The organism is Acinetobacter sp. A1, assembly GCF_012371315.1.
In the GTDB taxonomy this organism is placed as follows: Bacteria; Pseudomonadota; Gammaproteobacteria; order Pseudomonadales; family Moraxellaceae; genus Acinetobacter.
In genome coordinates this window covers 51591-64471 of the sequence record NZ_JAAZQY010000005.1, presented here as the reverse complement: position 1 = coordinate 64471, position 12881 = coordinate 51591, and the positions used below count along the sequence as shown (strand labels likewise).

11 protein-coding genes are annotated in these 12881 nt (G+C 41.9%); 7 read left to right on the top strand and 4 right to left on the bottom strand.

Features of this window, described 5'->3' with window-relative positions:
• Window positions 1-9: 9 nt before the first annotated feature.
• The 4 genes from HHA41_RS03185 (at window position 10) to HHA41_RS03170 (ending at window position 5628) form a co-directional block, all read left to right on the top strand.
• On the top strand, window positions 10-1338 hold the full coding sequence (locus HHA41_RS03185) for a DUF445 domain-containing protein (RefSeq protein ID WP_168460478.1): 1329 nt from the start codon (window positions 10-12) through the stop codon (window positions 1336-1338).
• Between the two features lie 322 nt (window positions 1339-1660).
• Entirely contained in the window at window positions 1661-2806 is a 1146-nt protein-coding gene (locus HHA41_RS03180) for a hypothetical protein (RefSeq protein ID WP_171525217.1), read from the top strand.
• 198 nt (window positions 2807-3004) lie between these two features.
• Window positions 3005-4159 carry a methionine aminotransferase gene (locus HHA41_RS03175; RefSeq protein ID WP_168460475.1) on the top strand — a complete coding sequence of 385 codons (1155 nt, stop codon included), beginning with the start codon at window positions 3005-3007 and terminating at the stop codon, window positions 4157-4159.
• A 101-nt stretch (window positions 4160-4260) separates the two neighbouring features.
• Window positions 4261-5628 (top strand): MATE family efflux transporter, encoded by a 1368-nt coding sequence (locus tag HHA41_RS03170; protein ID WP_168417666.1) that lies wholly within the window; start codon window positions 4261-4263, stop codon window positions 5626-5628.
• A 25-nt stretch (window positions 5629-5653) separates the two neighbouring features.
• On the opposite strand, the gene HHA41_RS03165 is transcribed toward HHA41_RS03170, so the two are convergent.
• A complete protein-coding gene (locus HHA41_RS03165; RefSeq protein WP_168417665.1) occupies window positions 5654-6493 on the bottom strand; it encodes an SDR family NAD(P)-dependent oxidoreductase in 840 nt (279 codons plus the stop codon).
• 211 nt (window positions 6494-6704) lie between these two features.
• Between HHA41_RS03165 and HHA41_RS03160 the strand changes: the two genes are divergently transcribed.
• From HHA41_RS03160 to phoR, 3 genes are all read left to right on the top strand, one after another.
• The gene (locus HHA41_RS03160) at window positions 6705-7424 is read left to right on the top strand and encodes a TetR/AcrR family transcriptional regulator (protein ID WP_168417664.1); all 720 of its coding nucleotides are present in this window, start codon (window positions 6705-6707) and stop codon (window positions 7422-7424) included.
• A gap of 213 nt (window positions 7425-7637) precedes the next feature.
• The gene (gene phoB / locus HHA41_RS03155; RefSeq protein WP_004974162.1) at window positions 7638-8348 is read left to right on the top strand and encodes a phosphate regulon transcriptional regulator PhoB; all 711 of its coding nucleotides are present in this window, start codon (window positions 7638-7640) and stop codon (window positions 8346-8348) included.
• A 9-nt stretch (window positions 8349-8357) separates the two neighbouring features.
• Window positions 8358-9716: a phosphate regulon sensor histidine kinase PhoR gene (gene phoR, locus HHA41_RS03150; RefSeq protein WP_168417663.1), complete on the top strand. Its 1359-nt coding sequence runs from the start codon at window positions 8358-8360 to the stop codon at window positions 9714-9716.
• Window positions 9717-9799: 83 nt separating this feature from the next.
• Here the strand turns inward: phoR and asd are convergent, their stop codons facing one another.
• The 3 genes from asd to pncB all read right to left on the bottom strand — a co-directional run bounded on the left by asd (window position 9800) and on the right by pncB (window position 12879).
• Window positions 9800-10660, bottom strand: a complete 861-nt coding sequence (gene asd / locus HHA41_RS03145) for an archaetidylserine decarboxylase (RefSeq protein WP_168460474.1) — start codon at window positions 10658-10660, stop codon at window positions 9800-9802.
• Window positions 10657-11499 carry a rhodanese-like domain-containing protein gene (locus HHA41_RS03140; RefSeq protein WP_168460473.1) on the bottom strand — a complete coding sequence of 281 codons (843 nt, stop codon included), beginning with the start codon at window positions 11497-11499 and terminating at the stop codon, window positions 10657-10659. The genes asd and HHA41_RS03140 overlap by 4 nt, the downstream gene beginning before the upstream one ends.
• A gap of 174 nt (window positions 11500-11673) precedes the next feature.
• The gene (gene pncB / locus HHA41_RS03135; RefSeq protein ID WP_168417727.1) at window positions 11674-12879 is read right to left on the bottom strand and encodes a nicotinate phosphoribosyltransferase; all 1206 of its coding nucleotides are present in this window, start codon (window positions 12877-12879) and stop codon (window positions 11674-11676) included.
• Between the last annotated feature and the right edge of the window lie 2 nt (window positions 12880-12881).

Genomic DNA, 12881 nt, shown 5'->3' with positions numbered 1-12881 from the left:
GATGTGTGCATGAATCCAGCACCTGCCAATAGCCCAACTCAGCACTCGGCAAACGTATCTCCAAGTTTGCAGCGCAGTAAACGCTTTGCCACCATTGCCTTGGTGATTGCGGTACTGACTTGGCTGGCATTAATGCTGACCGCAAAATTACTGCCTGAATATACCTGGTTGATTCATATTCTGATGCTATCTGCCGAGGCAGGTGTGGTGGGTGGTCTGGCAGACTGGTATGCAATTACTGTGCTGTTTCGCAATCCTTTTGGCAAAATGCCAATTCCCAAGTTTTTACGTGATCACACCGAAATTATTCCGCGCAACAAAGACCGTATTGCCGAGTCGATGGGACGTTTTGTACAGGAAAACTTTTTGTCGCCACAAGTGGTAGAAAAAAGCCTGCACAGTACAGATTTATCTTTAGCCGTGGGTAAATGGTTAGCCAATCCACAAAATAATACGCAAGTCACGCAAGTCATTCAGCAAACTGTACCGAAAATTTTTGAGTTCGTGGGACAAGAGCAAATTGGGCGCTTTATCCAAAGTAACAGTGTGCAATGGATTCGCAACACTCAGGTAAACCATTTGGCCAGTGAAATGCTGCGTGCCGTTTTAGAAAATGATTTCCACCAAGATGTGCTGCAACGTGGTTTAGACCTAGCTCATGACTGGATGCTAAGACATCCTGAAAAAAGCCGTGAATTAACCCGTCAGTTGTTTAAAGAATTGGGCGTCTGGAAACTGGCTAAAGGTGCTAGCTGGATTGGCATTGATGTACAGCAACGCACCATAGATTCCTTGTTGCAACGAGTCGAATCTATGCTGGCAGACCCAGATCATCCTTGGCGCCAAAAGATTGAAGATGCTGGACAACAGCTGATGCTGCAACTGGCAGACAACAACAGCAGTGCGAGCCTGCGTCTGAATAACACTAAAAACACCCTGTTAGACAGCCCACCGGTCTTGAACTTTATTAGTGGTGCAGTGGTGATTCTCTGCAATGCGATTAAGGAAGATTTGCAAAAGCCTGACTCGGGGATTGCCCAAAACCTGCGTGTCGCAATTCAGCAAGTTGGTGAAAATATCATTGCCAACACGGCTGTGCGTCAGTTACTAAATGAAAAAATGGGCGCTATTGCGGTCAACTTGTCAGATCAATACAGCGAAAAAGTGATTCGTTTTATTAGTGAGCGTATTCATGAATGGGACTCACGCGAAATGATTGGCAAAATTGAAAACGAAGTCGGTGGCGATTTACACATGATTCGGGTCAATGGTGTCGTCGTCGGTGCATTTATTGGTTTGGGTCTAGGGATTATTCGGGCGTTGGTCGAGTTGATTTGAGATTGATTTTGTATTAAACCCCAATACTTTAGTTTAGATAAATCATCTAATTGATGAATTAATGACGGGTAAAAATTTATCATTTTTCAGTTGTAAATTTAGGCAAAATTTATTATTTTAAAAGCAAGGTCGCCTACCGTACTTACGCATGAGTAAAAAAGGGATTTAAACTATAAATTTATAGTTATCAAATTATGTCTGAAATTTAATTTTCTTAAGTATCAACTCGTTTGGTTCTTAGCATTTAAACATGCGTTGCTAAAAGTCTTATGACACCAAAAATTCTTTGAATAAGAGTTTAGAGTTGAAGGTAAAGAAAATTATGTCTATTCAAGAATTCGCTTTTCAATTGTCCAAAAAAGTTCAAGAACAATATTCTGTTAAGCTTGCCCGTTCACATATTTATGAATTAATTGCGTTATACCAAGGCTATAAAACTTATAGTGCCTTTGTAGCTCAAAATCTTTTAATTCTAGCTGAATATGATAATTCTGAAGAATATTATCAGCATGAATTAATTGGAGCTTTAACTTTAGAAATATTACACAATCCCCCCGAAACAGATTATTCAAATTATGACGAAGATGAACTGCACTGGGATGATTACGAAGGTCGTTCATTACTCAAGCATCTTACAACAATTATCATAAAACTTAAGAATCTGTTAAAAGTTGATATTTCAGAACAACTTTATTTTTCAATTTCTAAAACTATCTATCGAGAACTTTTATGGCTAAATTTAGAAGCCATCAACTTTAGATGTTTAAGAGAAGAGCTAAGCTATATCGATTTTGAAAATGGGCCAGTAATTGATCTGGAATTTGAAGATGAATATTTTGATTTTTCAAAAATAGCAGAACATTTTGAAAAAATACTTTCTTATGCAAAAGAACGAAACAATGCAGATGTCTATGCTTTAATCGGGGCTTATTACCGATATTTAGCTAATCAGATTGCGCCTTTTGGTCGCTCTGGCTCAAATTTTGGAAGCCAATGGGACAATAATAAACAAAAATATATCCTTTCTGACGAAACTAAGAAAAATAAAGCTCAGTATGAAGAATATATAAAACAAGCTGAATATTTTGAATCTTATATTCAAAACTCACCACTAAATCTCAATGAAATTAATTGGGATGCAGATACAGAAACAGTCTATAAACAAGTCCTATACTTGTGTAATCGTGGTGACGTTGATGCGATTGAATATTTTCTTTATAACAAAATATTCAAAACTGATGAAGAAGCATGGCTATACATCTATATAGCACAACTTTATGACGTAGATTTTACTCAAGATGATTTCAGAGCTTACAATGCCTACACTGGAGAAGACTATGATGATTATGGGCCTATGGCAATTTCAGGTCGTGAAGCAATTCAGTATGCTATAAATTTGCCTGAGCTAAATAAGGAAAAAGATGATTTAGCTCGAAAGTTTGCCCAAGAGTTATTTGAAGAAATTTAATTTAGTATCTCCATTTACAATATCTAAAAATGGGAGTTATTGTGCTCCCATTTTAGTATTTGAGGGATTATATCTCTCGATATTTAACAAAGTTATCTACCACTCGTAAAACTAAAAAACCAACCCTATCCCCATTTGCATTCAACCCTGAAAACGCTACGATGTAAAGCAAACTGCTGCCACCATCAGAACCTCTCTATGCTCAATATTCACGCAAAACTCCCTGCTCAAGGCCTCAGTATTTTTAGCCGTATGTCGGCTTTAGCTCAACAACTCAATGCCTTAAATTTATCGCAGGGTTTTCCAGATTTTCCTGCACCTGCAGCACTACTAGACGCATTAAGCCACGCCACACATGCAGGTTTCAATCAATATCCTTCAGGTGATGGCTACTTACCACTGCGTGAACAACTGGCGCAGCAGTTTTTGCAGCGCGATCAATTACAGCTTGACCCTGTCAGTGAAATTACCATCACCCCAGGGGCAACCCTTGCCATTTTTAGCATTATGCAAACCGTGCTGCAAGCAGGCGATGAAGTCATTATTTTTGACCCGAGTTATGACAGCTATGCCCCATGTGCAAAGCTGCTGGGTGCAAAAGCTGTGCACATTCCATTGCAAGCTCCGCATTTTCAGGTGGACTGGAATAGGGTTAAAGATGCGATTCATGCCAAAACCCGCATGATCATTATCAACACACCGCACAACCCCACAGGCACGGTATGGTCAGAACAAGAGTGGCAACAGTTAATTCACCTGATTCAGGCACATAACATTGTGGTACTGTCCGATGAAGTCTATGAACATTTGGTCTTTGATGATCAGCAACACCGTTCTGCACTGTCTTTTCCTGAACTCAGAGAACGTAGTTTCGTCGTCGGTTCTTTTGGTAAAACCTTTCATGTCACAGGTTGGAAAACAGGCTACTGTGCAGCCGCACCTGCTTTAATGCAACTCTTCCGCCAAGCCTATCAGTTTGTGAATTTCTGTGGGGTGACGCCTGTGCAAGTGGCACTGGCCAACTATATGCAGCAGCATCCTGAACATATTGCAGAGCTGGCAGGCTTTTATCAGGCCAAACGTGATTTATTTAATCATGGTATTGCCCAGTCACGTTTTCAGTTGAGTCCTGCACAGGGCACGTATTTTCAAAATTTGGATTACAGCAATATCCGTCCTGATTTAAATGCCGTAGACATGTGCCATTTCCTTGCCGAGCAACATGGCATTGTCGGTATTCCTGTGTCTGCGTTTTATCAAAGCCCGCCTGATGACTTACGTTTAATTCGTTTCTGCTTTGCCAAAAAAACCGAGACGCTGTTACGTGCAGCGGAAATTTTATCGGCAGTTTAAGTCAGGAATTGCATCGCTGAGTTACTGAAAAGCTAAGGCTTTTTAGGGGCGAATCATGCTAGGGTGAATAAAACAACCGCAGTTCAAACGCAGGATTTGGCATGGCAAGACCTCAGGCATTGGTCGATCACCCTCAGCTTTGGAAAACCTTTTTGGTGTTTCTATTGCCGTTGATTGCCACCAATATTTTGCAAAATCTCTCAGGCACCATTAATACTGTGTTTGTGGGACAAATGCTCGGGGTCGATGCGATTGCTGCAGTGTCGGTATTTTTCCCGATTATTTTTTGCCTGATGGCCTTTGTGATTGGACTCTCGGCAGGGTCTACCGTATTGGTCGGACAAGCATGGGGCGCACAAAATGTTGAAAAAGTACGCTGTATTGTGGGTTCGACCTTATTTATGACCCTAATTGGGGGCAGTGTCATTGCCTGCTTGGGCGTAATTTTTGCCAAGCAAATTCTACTATTACTTGGCACTGACCCGAAAGTGATGCATCTTTCAGTACCTTATGTGCAATGGATGCTGGCAGGCAGTCCGCTGCTATTTGTTTATATTATCTATACCTCTATTTTACGTGGTGTGGGCGACAGTCTAACGCCATTGATTGCATTGAGTTTGACCAGTCTCATGGGCGTCGTGATTACACCTGTACTGATTGCAGGCTATTTTGGCTTTCCACGTTTGGGCATTATTGCACCGGCCATTGCCACCATTTTAGGTTATCTGGCTGTTTTAATTTTCTTGGTGATTTATTTAAATAAAAAAGATCATCCACTCAAACTAGATTGGCACTTGTTTCGCCAAATTCGGCATCAACCCCATTTAAGCAAAGTCATTTTACGCTTAGGCATTCCGACAGGCTTACAAATGGTCACCACGTCTATGGCAGGTTTGGTGATTGTGGGGTTGGTTAATCGGCATGGCGCAGAAGCCACAGCAGCCTATGGTGCGGTCAATCAGGTGTTGAATTACATTCAGTTCCCTGCACTGTCTATTGCCATTGCCGCTTCTATTTTTGCTGCACAAGCGATTGGTGCAGGTAAAGCCGAACTACTGGCCAAAGTGACCCGCACCGCCTTAGGAATGAATCTGGTGATTACCGGTATTTTAGTCAGTTTAGGCTATTTGTTTTCTAAATATCTGATGGCGCTGTTTATTACCGACCCTGCGGTGGTGGTGCTAGGTCAACAACTGTTATTTATTGTGTTGTGGGCCATTGTATTCTTTGGTGCCAGTGCAATTTTTGCCTCAATTATGCGTGCCAGTGGCACAGTCACTGTACCCATGATCATCAATATTTTAGCCATTGTGCTGATTGAAGTGCCATGTGCCTATTTGTTTAGTCAACGCTGGGGCTTGGAAGGTATTTGGTATGCCTATGCCTTGGCATTTGTGAGCCTGTGCATCGGTCAAGGCGCGTATTATCAATTCGTCTGGAAGAAAAAGACCATCCAGGTTTTAGTCTAAATGGTCTTGTTTAGTCTAGATTAGATTAACTACGTTTTTTACCCAGCTTGGTTGCCCATGCTGTGACTTTTTGATAACCCGTTGGAACAATACGCTGAATCAAGTCTAAGCTTTTCGCATCATTACCAATCAATAAACGGCGTTTATCTTTTTGTACCGCTTCTAAAATTTGACGTGCTGCTTCTTCAGGTGGACAACGCAATAATTTATTAAATGCACGTGCCGATTTTTCAGGATTCATACCCAACGTGCGCATGCTGTCATTCATTTTTGCGTTATTGGCAATATTGGTACGAATCCCACCTGGATGTACACTCAATGCACTCACACCGCAGTTTTCCAAGTCCAATTCCTGACGCAAAGACTCTGTAAAACCACGCACCGCAAATTTGGTTGCGTTATAGGCCGACTGAGTCGGTTGTGCGGTTAAACCAAACAAACTTGAAATATTAATAATATGGCCATCGCCCGTTTGTTTAATTAAAGGCAAAAACTCTTTGGTGCCATACACCACGCCCCAAAAGTTAATGCCAACAATCCACTCCAGTTCTTCGTAAGTTGCGCCCTCTACAGTAGAACCCAAAGCCACGCCTGCATTATTAAAAATCATATTCACCGAGCCGTGATCTTGTACAGTTTCTGCCGCCCAAGCACGCATTTGCTCCAGCTGAGACACATCTACCTTTTTAATGGTCACACGCACATTGCTGTTTTTTAACAAGTCTACCGTTTGGGCCAAACCTTGTTCATTCACATCACTAAGCGATAAATGACAGCCTTGCTGTGCCAAAAGCACTGCCAGTTGCTGTCCAATCCCCGAGCCTGCACCTGTAATTGCGGCAACTTTATTTTTAAAATTTTTCATGTGGTTTCCTTGAGTGTGTTGCCTGCACAGTTCAGACCTGCTTGTTTTTCTGTAGGGCTGTGCAGTTATATCGCTTTCAATATAATTTTGACAATAACTATTGTCAATATAAGTCAAAACGAATATCGCAAACAAATATGAAAACATAGGTTTAACAGATAATTATTGCTAATATAAAACCCATTAACGAATTTATTTGGCTCAGGTGAAGATGACAGAACAACTGCCCATCCACGCAGACACACAACAACAGCCCCAAAAACAACAAAAAGAACGTCAGTTTAAAGGTCTGTCTTTAACTGAACGCAAACAGGCACGTCGGGAAAAACTGATTGAAGCGGGTATTCAGGCCTATGGTACGCATGGTTTTTTTGCCGTGACTGTCAAAGATATTTGTACCGAAGCCAAACTGACCGAGCGTTACTTTTACGAATCCTTTAAAAAAAGCGAAGAACTATTTCAGACTATTTTTTTAAAACTGATTGATGAATTGCAGCAAAATGTCATGCAAGCCATTATGCAGGCATCCACCGACCCGAAAAAAATGATTGATGCAGGCCTGACCGCCTTGCTGACCACCCTAAAAAACAACCCACAAATGGCACGTATTATTTATATAGATGCCATGTTGGTACAGGAACTGCATAATCAGGCCACTATTCACGAAACCATGTCACGTTTTGACCGTATGATTCAGGCCTTTGTGATGTTGATGATGCCGCATTTAGACCGCCCTAACCGTGAAATTTCCTTGGTTGCCACAGGCTTAAATGGCTATGTCACCCAAATTGCGATTCGCTGGGTCATGAGTGATTTTAAACAATCGATGGAAGATGTTTTGTCGTCTTGCCGCATTGTATTTTTATCACTGCTTCAAACCTTTTCAGACAAAGAGCAAGTGCTTGATAAAGATTCCAGCAATCTGTCATAAAACTGAAAAATATTCATAATATTTTTTAATTTCATTATTTTACTTTGACTGAATATCTGCAGATATTTCATCAAATCGACACTAGTTTGTCACAAATTATTGCAAAAATAGCCTGTTTACCCCTTTCTGCAATGATACTGTCATAATTAATCTTTGTAATAAGCCTGTCATAAATAAAACGGTCCACCGTTAACATCTATAGGATATTGCGTTGTGAAAGATGACTACATTTTAATCGTCGATGACGAACTCCCAATTCGGGAAATGATCCATACCTCTTTAGATATGGCAGGCTTTCAGTGCTTACAGGCAGAAGATGCAAAACAAGCGCATCAAATGATTGTCGATCAACGTCCAGCGCTTATCTTGCTTGATTGGATGATGCCAGGCGGTGTCAGCGGTGTAGACTTGTGCCGTCGCCTAAAACGTGACGATAACCTTGCAGAAATTCCAGTGATTATGCTGACTGCACGTGGCGAAGAAGACCACAAGGTTCAAGGGCTAGATGCAGGCGCAGATGACTACATGACCAAGCCTTTCTCGACCCGTGAACTGGTGTCGCGTATTAAAGCGGTATTACGTCGTGCCAATGCCCTAAGCGGTGAAAAAACCATTGATGCCAACGGTTTAATTCTAGACCCAGTTAGCCAGCGGGTGAGTTTTGGTGACAATATTTTAGAAATGGGGCCAACTGAATATCGCTTACTTGCGTTCTTTATGACCCATCCTGAACGTGCCTATACCCGTGCACAATTGCTTGACCAAGTCTGGGGCGGCAATGTATATATTGAAGACCGAACTATTGATGTGCATATTCGTCGTTTACGTAAAGTCTTGGAACCGTATGGTGTAGACCGTTTTGTGCAAACGGTACGTGGTACAGGTTATCGCTTCTCGACGCGTGCGGATGTTGCTTTAGGCTAAAATTATTTTATGTACGAACCTTACCCAGTCCCTGAACTCGCCCGTGACCTCAAACAAGTTCGTTACAGCAGTTTATGGACTTTTGCCAAACAAGACTTTCGTTTACTGGCCTTTTTTCTCATTATTGCAAGTTTGATTGGATTTGGGATTGGGTATTTTTGGATTTGTATTAGCATCGCCTTTTTGCTGTTTTTTCTTCAGCAAATGCGCTCTTTATACTTAGTCAACGACTGGATTTCTAATCGTCCCTATGATGTGCCGCCCAATCTGCACGGCATTTGGGGGGCATTGTTATTCAATGTTTATCGCTCACAACGTCAGGAACGTATTGTTCAGGCCGAAATGGTCGGGCTGATTGACCGCGCACAGTCATCTCTAGTGGCATTAGATGAAGCTGTCATGCTGATTGATGAAAATCACCAAATTGAATGGTGGAACCCTGCCGCAGAAAAACTTTTAGGTATTCAGCCCTTAGACCGTGGACGCAATATTCTGACTATTTTGCGCCAACCGAATTTTATTGAATATTTTAACCATATTGACCAAGCACCCGATGGCTTAAAGATGAAATCGACCGTATGCGAAGGGCAATACGTACAGGTTAAAATGACCCAATTTGGTGGAGATAGCCGTTTGTTATTTGCCTACGACATGACCCGTATGCATAACCTTGAGCAAATGCGTAAAGACTTTGTCGATAACATTTCACACGAATTGCGCACCCCGCTGACCGTACTCAGTGGCTATATTGAAACCTTTACCGATCAAGAAGAGATTAACCCACGCTGGAAACGTGCTTTCGAGCAAATGCAGTCACAAACCCGCCGCATGAATGCGTTGGTGAATGACCTGCTTTTATTATCTCGCTTGGAAAATGAAAAAACCATCGCCAAAAATCAAATCATTGAAATGCCAAGTTTAATGAATCAATTATTTGATGATGCGCATGCCTATAATGTCGATTATGGTCATACCCTCAACTTAAATATTGACAGTCATTATGATTTAATCGGTTCAGATGTAGAACTGGCCAGTGCCTTTAGTAACCTGATTACTAATGCCATTAAATACACCCCGAAAGGCGGTACCGTTACCATTGGCTGGCATGATGATGGCAATCAAGGCTATTTTACTGTGGAAGATACAGGCATCGGGATTGATCCTAAACATTTACCACGTCTGACCGAGCGCTTTTACCGTGTAGACAGCGCACGCAGCCGACAAACTGGCGGCACAGGTTTAGGCTTAGCAATTGTGAAGCACGTTTTAATGCAGCACAACGCACACTTGGAAGTAGAATCTAAAGAAAATCAAGGCTCTACCTTTAAAGTCGTGTTCCCGAAAGAACGTTTATACCATGTGACTTAAGTTCAAGTTTAAAAATATCCTGCTCATTGAAATCAAAAAAACGCCAAATCAATTTGGCGTTTTTTATTTCTCAACCCATAAAATTATACTGCGGTAACGGTATGCCCCAAGGCTTTACCCATTTCCACCACCGAATTGGCTTGGAATTCAGCATCCCACTGCATTTTATTTTCTTCAAATAAAACAATTGCCGTTGAACCCAAATAAAAACGTCCCAATTCTGCACCCTTTTCAAGGAACAATTGGTGTTGATTCAGTTCTAAACGCCCCGATGGTTTCACCTTGCCTGTAGCTACGGTTTCAATACCCGCTACAATCATCGCACCCACCAAAACAACCGCCATACGACCCAGTTCGGTATCAAACAAACACACCATACGCTCATTGCGGGCAAATAAACCTGGAATATTTTCTGCTGTGGTTTGGTTCACCGAAAATAGCTCACCTGGCACATAAAGAGTTTCAGTCAGTGTGCCTGCAAACGGCATATGCACGCGGTGATAATCTCTCGGAGATAAATATACCGTGGCAAACTGACCATTTTTAAATGGTTCTGCCAGTTGCGGGTCGGCAATTAAATTTTCAACAGTAAATTGCTGGCCTTTGGCTTGAAAAATAGCGCCATCTTCAATTTTACCCAATTGCGAAATTGCACCATCTGCAGGCGATACAATGCTGCTCGGATTGCTGTCAATTTCACGTACGCCCTGCTTTAAAGAACGGGTGAAAAATTCATTAAAAGATTTATATTTCAAGGCATTGCTTTGCTCTGCCAATGACATATCAATGCCATACTGGGCTTTAAATGCCGTAATAACCGCATTTTTCAGTACAGGATGCTCGCTAGCTGCAAGTTTACCTACAACACGTGATAATTGATGTTGTGGCACAACGCGCTGTGCCTGAATGAAAATTTGTTTTTTTAAACGTGATGTGAGGCTCAAGACGGCAACTCTCCAGTAATAACAGGACTGTCAGGGCGGTTGCCCCATTCACTCCACGCACCATCGTAGGCCTGAATTTGCCAACCCAGTAATCTTCCTAAAATATAGGCCAGACCTGAACGGTGATGTGACTGACAATACACCACTACAGGTTCATTGAGATTGAATCCGAGTTGTTCCAGACGCTGTCGTGTGCGTTCTAAGGGGTGCAATTTTAAATGATTTTCACGATTAAGGGCAGTACTCCATTCAAAATGCAATGCCCCTGGTATGTGACCACCGCGTCGTGCAGCCAAACGCAGCCCTGTATATTCATCTACAGTACGGCAATCCCACAGTTGAACAGACTGGTTTTGGCACTTTTCTAATAGCTCATCATATTGAATACGATACTGATTTTGCGCTACAACAGGAGCAAGTGTACTGACAGGTTTCAGTGATTCAACTTCAGAAGTGGTCGGAAAACCTGCGGCCAACCAAGCATGAATACCGCCATTGAGCAAACTGGTATTTTCAAAGCCTAAACAGTGCAAGTTCCAGATCAAACGCCCAGCCCATGCACCGCCTTCATCATCATAAGCCACCACATGATGCTCAGGCGAGATATTCAAATACTGAATCAAATCCTGTAAGGCTTCAGGTTCTGGCAATAGACCCGAAGTATCTTCATCCTGACGTAACAGCATGCTCGGTTTGACCTGTAAGGCATGCGGCAGATGCAATTGCTCATACACCGAATTACGGCTTAAATCGACAATGCGTAATTTGTCATGTCCTAAAACGGGGACTAAATCTTCTGCTTCAATCAGCAGTCCAAAATCGAATGGTGAAGCGTTCATTTTTATGCTGTTCAGTCTGGTTGGCAATCCACTTTAACTTAGTATAGGTCATTTTTGGGCGCATACTGTTTTTTTCATAACTTTCTCAGAATTTTAACAATCACATGCTTTAATCTAGAAAAAAACCGAAGATTTTCTTCGGTCTTTTTTCAGTTTTTATAGGTTTGTTGGTCTTTAAACTGGTGCTTGAATATCAAAAACTTGACGCAAATATGCCAAGAAGGTGTCATTATCGGTCATGGTTTTACCAGGACTATCTGACAATTTCGCCACCGACTGACCATTACACTCGACTAGCTTCAACACAATATTCAGTGCCGTTTGCCCCATGTCATTGGTCAAATTGGTACCAATCCCAAAACTGACCTGAAAACGGTCTTTAAAGTACTGATGCAAGGCCCATGCTTTTTCAACATTCAATCCATCACTAAAGGTCAGCATTTTAGTTTTGCTGTCAATTTTCAGCTTTTTATAATGTGCATAGGCTTTATCGCCCCACGCATACGGGTCGCCACTGTCATGTCGCAAACCATCAAATAACTTGGCAAAATATAGGTCAAAATCACGCAGGAAAGCATCCATTCCCACAACATCGGTCAGGGCAATACCTAAATCACCCCGATATTCCTGCACCCAAGTTTCCAACGCAGCTTTTTGGAAATCGCGCAGACGCACATCCAATGCCTGAAAAGCCTGTAAAAATTCATGTGCCATGGTACCAATAGGCGTAATACCTAATTCTTTGGCTAACAGAACATTACTGGTGCCACGGAATACATCGGGTACAGCTTGATGAAAAGCTGCTACCACATGCTTTTGCCAAGCAAAGCTATAACGACGACGCGTACCAAAATCTGACACTAAAAATGGCGGGTCTTCAGGTTGTTGCTGCTGTTGATAGTCCTGAATCAGGGCAATTTTTTGCTGTAAACGTCGCTCGCCTTCTGCCCAGACCTCATCTGTGCGAATTCGCTGGAAATACAGTTCATTCACAATGGCCAGCACAAAAATTTCAAACATCATGGCTTGTACCATTGGGCCTTCCACCCGAATGTCCAAGCGGCCCTGTGCATCAATACTAGCCTGAATAAAACGGCGTTTGAGCTGGAACAGTTCTAAATAATCGACAAAATCACTTTTAATAAAGCGTAAATTGCGCAAATACTGCAATTCATCTTCTTTAAATTTCAGCTGACACAAGTGATCTAGCTGTTCATTTAGTTCATCTAAAATATCGGTCAGTGGATAGGCAGTATCTTCAAGATTACGGCAGCGAAACTGATAAACACTGTGCGTTTGCGGAAACTTATGCAGTACCACCTGTAACATGGTGAATTTATACAAATCTGTATCAAGCAAAGATTGAATAATTGGGGTCATAG

Excerpts from the sequence above, each read along its gene's own strand:
- HHA41_RS03185 (WP_168460478.1), top strand. The coding sequence starts at position 10 with ATGAATCCAGCACCTGCCAATAGCCCAACTCAGCACTCGGCAAACGTA.
- HHA41_RS03180 (WP_171525217.1), top strand. The coding sequence starts at position 1,661 with ATGTCTATTCAAGAATTCGCTTTTCAATTGTCCAAAAAAGTTCAAGAA.
- HHA41_RS03175 (WP_168460475.1), top strand. The coding sequence starts at position 3,005 with ATGCTCAATATTCACGCAAAACTCCCTGCTCAAGGCCTCAGTATTTTT.
- HHA41_RS03170 (WP_168417666.1), top strand. The coding sequence starts at position 4,261 with ATGGCAAGACCTCAGGCATTGGTCGATCACCCTCAGCTTTGGAAAACC.
- HHA41_RS03165 (WP_168417665.1), bottom strand. The coding sequence starts at position 6,493 with ATGAAAAATTTTAAAAATAAAGTTGCCGCAATTACAGGTGCAGGCTCG.
- HHA41_RS03160 (WP_168417664.1), top strand. The coding sequence starts at position 6,705 with ATGACAGAACAACTGCCCATCCACGCAGACACACAACAACAGCCCCAA.
- phoR (WP_168417663.1), top strand. The coding sequence starts at position 8,358 with ATGTACGAACCTTACCCAGTCCCTGAACTCGCCCGTGACCTCAAACAA.
- HHA41_RS03140 (WP_168460473.1), bottom strand. The coding sequence starts at position 11,499 with ATGAACGCTTCACCATTCGATTTTGGACTGCTGATTGAAGCAGAAGAT.
- pncB (WP_168417727.1), bottom strand. The coding sequence starts at position 12,879 with ATGACCCCAATTATTCAATCTTTGCTTGATACAGATTTGTATAAATTC.